General features: G+C 55.4%; 6 protein-coding genes. 1 reads left to right on the top strand and 5 read right to left on the bottom strand.

The window, feature by feature from the left end; translation table 11 throughout:
- Positions 1-332 (top strand): SAM-dependent methyltransferase (locus tag ACRESD_RS05015; RefSeq protein ID WP_431749908.1); only part of this gene is annotated, 332 nt, incomplete at its 5' end.
- 60 nt (positions 333-392) lie between these two features.
- Here ACRESD_RS05015 and ACRESD_RS05010 read toward each other — a convergent pair.
- The 5 genes from ACRESD_RS05010 to ACRESD_RS04990 form a co-directional block, all read right to left on the bottom strand.
- Entirely contained in the window at positions 393-1373 is a 981-nt protein-coding gene (locus tag ACRESD_RS05010; RefSeq protein WP_431749907.1) for an OmpA family protein, read from the bottom strand.
- Positions 1374-1480: 107 nt separating this feature from the next.
- Complete coding sequence (sigX, locus tag ACRESD_RS05005; RefSeq protein ID WP_003193286.1) at positions 1481-2071, bottom strand: RNA polymerase sigma factor SigX; 591 nt, start codon at positions 2069-2071, stop codon at positions 1481-1483.
- Between the two features lie 87 nt (positions 2072-2158).
- Complete coding sequence (locus tag ACRESD_RS05000; protein WP_431749906.1) at positions 2159-2983, bottom strand: mechanosensitive ion channel family protein; 825 nt, start codon at positions 2981-2983, stop codon at positions 2159-2161.
- A gap of 2 nt (positions 2984-2985) precedes the next feature.
- Positions 2986-3231: a hypothetical protein gene (locus ACRESD_RS04995; RefSeq protein WP_005790375.1), complete on the bottom strand. Its 246-nt coding sequence runs from the start codon at positions 3229-3231 to the stop codon at positions 2986-2988.
- Positions 3232-3317: 86 nt separating this feature from the next.
- A partial coding sequence (locus ACRESD_RS04990) for a CorA family divalent cation transporter (protein ID WP_431749905.1) occupies positions 3318-3813 on the bottom strand: 496 nt, incomplete at its 5' end.

Here is a 3813-nt window from a genome sequence, read left to right as displayed (position 1 = left end):
GCGTAACGCTGGTCACGGCCCATACCCAGGACGACAGCAGCCTGAACTGGCGAGCATTGGCCGAGGGCGGAACGACGTTAGTGGTGTACATGGGGGTGGCGAAGCTTGAGGAGATTCGCCTGCAGTTGCTGGACGGTGGCATGGCCGCCGATATGCCGGTGGCAATGATCGAAAATGCCTCCCTGCCCCAGCAGCGCGAATGTCGCAGTACGTTGGCGTGGATGCAGCGAGATGCACTGGCATTCGCCTTGAAGAGCCCGGCAATTCTGGTCATCGGTAGCGTTGCGGAAGCGGCGCAGGCGGCGTGCATTGCCGTGCCGGCCAGCGCTTGAGGCAAACTCCAGGCGAAAAAAAACCCGGCCTAAGCCGGGTTTTTTTCTACTACTCAGTAATTACTGAGCAGCTTGAGCTTCTACCGAGGCTTCTACGCGACGGTTGATAGCACGGCCAGCTTCAGTTGCGTTGTCAGCAACTGGACGGGATTTGCCATAACCAACCGAGCTTACGCGGTTAGGAGCAATGCCGTCTTTGACCAGAACTTGCTTAACAGCGTCAGCACGACGCTGGGACAGCTTCTGGTTGTAAGCGTCTGGACCTACGGAGTCAGTGTGACCTTCAACCACGGTGGTGGTGTTAGGGTACTGCTTCATGAAGTCAGCCAGGTTTTTCACGTCAGCGTAGCTGTTAGGCTTAACAACGGACTTGTCGAAGTCGAACTTAACGTCCAGCTCAACACGAACAACCTGAGCAACCGGAGCTTCTGGCTCTGGAACTGGCTCTGGAGCTGGTGCTGGGGTAGGAGCTGGAGCTGCGCCAGCGTTACCGCCGAAGTTCACACCCAGGCCGACCAGTGCGGAGTAGTCCCACTTGCCGTTGTCCAGTGCGTAGTCAGCTTCAACACCGGCACGAGCGTACAGGTTGTTGGTGAAGTAGTACTTCACGCCAGCACCGGCGATAGCCAGAGTGGACTGGTCGCGACCGCTGTGGCCGTCAGCTTTTACGTTGGAACGGCTCTGGTGACCAAAACCGCCTTCTACGTATGGACGCAGGCTGTCAACGCCAGCCTGACCGAAGTGGTACTGAGCAGTCAGGCTGCCAGTGTCGCCACCGATCTTCTGGTTGCCAGTACCGTCGTTCGAACGGGTGTGGTTAGTCTTGTCGTACGACAGGTTCAGTTCCAGGTCGTCGGTCAGGAAGTAACCAATGCGAGCGCCTGGGTTGAAGCCGTCTTCGATGTGCTTAACGCTATCGTTGTACTGCTTCTTGTAGAACAGCTCGCCTTCAACTGCGCCTTGGCCTTGTGCCAGTGCGCCGAAAGAAGTAGCGGCAATAAGAGTACCAATGGCCAAGCCCAAGGTGTTTTTCAGTTTCATCCGTTAAATCCCCATCTGGTGATTGTAAAGCAGTCCCACAAACCGGGGGACAACTCGGCGACAAGTCTAACAGAACTTGCCTACACGTAAGAGATATTTGCCACGCACTAAGTTTCAGTCTCGCCCGCAAATTTCTCACGCAATTTATCAAGAGCACGTTTGTAACGCATTTTTGTAGCACTCAAACCCATATGCATGATGTCAGCGATTTCCTGAAATTCCAGCTCTGCGACAAATCGTAGCACCAGAATTTCGCGGTCAATCGGGTTCACATGCACCAACCAGCGGTCAAGTCCGCCCTTCTCCTCGGGTGCCGGCGCCTTCTCTTCAGACGCTTCCTCAAGGGGGTCAAGACTCAAAGCGTCCATCAACCGACGCTTTCGCCGCTCCTTACGATACTGCGTGATGCACTCGTTGTACGTGATGCTATAGAGCCATGTCTTGAACTTCGATTTGCCCTCGAAGTTCTTCAGGCCATACAGCACCTTGAGCATCACTTCCTGACAGACATCATCCGCATCTCTATCGTTCCCCAAATACCTTGAACAAACGTTGAACAGAGTGCGTTGATACCTGCGCATCAATTCTTCGTACGCGCGTGTTACGTGAAACAGCTCCGTGTGCGAGCGCGCGACCAACTCCTCATCAGAGAGCTCACGGGGGTCATAGCGCGTAGACAGCGTTTGGGCTTTATTCAAAACAAGTCGTGCCGACAGTCAGGTCAATGTCCGCTGCAACCCGGTCAGCCGGGTTTGCGGCGGCGTACATTAGCAGGATTTGCCGGATTAGCGGCTATTGACCTGCTGTTCCAGGAGAATCCGATTGGACAGCGACACCAGGTCGCCGTCGTCGGTCAGCACAGTCGTCTTGACCGTGCCGATCTCCTCGATTTGCCCTTCGACCTCGCCTACACGCACGTGTTGCCCAACCTGGTACAGCTCACGCACATAGATTCCCGCAAGAATCTGCCCGGCAATTTCCCGGCTTCCCAGCCCCATGGCCAGCGCAACGGCCAGACCAACGGTAATCAAAACAATCACAATCACGTGGTTGAGCAGGTCAGTCTTGACCTCCAACTGGCTGATCGCGACCGAAATACTGATGATGATCACCAGCCCCTGGGCGATTCGCCCCAGACCCGCCGCGTAGTCCAGCCCAACCCCTTCAGCTGCCCCGCGCACCAACCCATTGGCCAGTTGCGCCAGCAGAACACCGACCAGCAACACCAGCGCGCCGCCGAAAACCTTCGGCAAATACAGCGCCAGCATGTCGAGCGTAGCTGAAACTCGCTCAAGTCCAAGGGATTCAGCCGCAGAAACCAGAAAAATCAGCAAAATGAACCAATAAACGATCTTGCCGATCAGGGTCGATATTGGCACTTGCAGCCCGGCGCGCCCCAGCAGCTTGGTCAAGCCGGTGCCTGCCATCAAGCGATCCAGCCCCAATTTTGCGAGCAATTTGGACAACAGGGTGTCGAGTAGCTTGGCCACGACAAAACCCAGCAGCACCAGAACCAGGGCACCAAACAGGTTGGGAATGAAATTCGCCACCTTGGTCCACAATGCGGTCATCGCCGTGACCAGGCTCTGGGTCCAGAGATCAAGTTCCATATTCAATCAGCCTTATCAGCAGTGCGAGCAAGAGGTTTACGACGGGAAACCGGCGACACGTGGGCCGAACCATTGTTCAGGGCCATCATCAGCGCCGGCAACCAGCGACCCAACAGACCGAACAGGTCACCCGCCCCAACCTGACGGTTGGCGGTTTTCAAAACGCGGCCCAGGCAGGCGTCGTCATCACGGTTGGATGGCGATGCATTGAGCATGTCACGCAAAGACTGTTCGAACGGATCGTGCATAAAGACCTCTCGCAAGTGTTTTAAAAGACGAGGGTTAAATTCTTGGGGTCACATAAGACCCTTCTTATATTCAGGTCATATTCAGGTCAAACCCAGCGTAATCGTCGAAAAAGCCACCATTGCCCCAGCGCAACGGACACCATCATCAGGCACGCAATCGCGAATCCGTAGGGGTTTCCCGAGAACGGTATGCCCCCCACGTTGATCCCCAGCAAACCGGTCAAAAAACTCATCGGCAGAAAAATTCCAGTGATGATCCCGAAGCGGTACATCGTGCGATTCATGCGCACGCTCAAGCGCCGGTCTTCGGTCTCAAGCACAAGCCCTACGCGCTCTCGGGTCAATTCGAGTTCTTCGAGATAGCGGGTCAGGCTGTTGTGTAATTCGTTCCAGTAGTCGGCGTCGTCATCACAAAACCAGGGCAATTTGATCCGCGTCAGTTGCGCGAAAATATCCCGTTGTGGTGCCAGAAAACGCTTGAGCCCGGCTGCGCGTCGGCGAATCTGCAAAACACTGCCATGCTCTGGAGTATACCGTTCGTCGGCATCGAGTTTTTCTTCCTCGGAATCGACGACTTCAGAC

Origin of the sequence: Pseudomonas sp., assembly GCF_050739995.1 — a bacterium.
Taxonomy (GTDB): Bacteria; Pseudomonadota; Gammaproteobacteria; order Pseudomonadales; family Pseudomonadaceae; genus Aquipseudomonas.
Note: the sequence above shows the minus strand (reverse complement) of the source record. Positions and strands in the feature narration are given on the sequence as shown.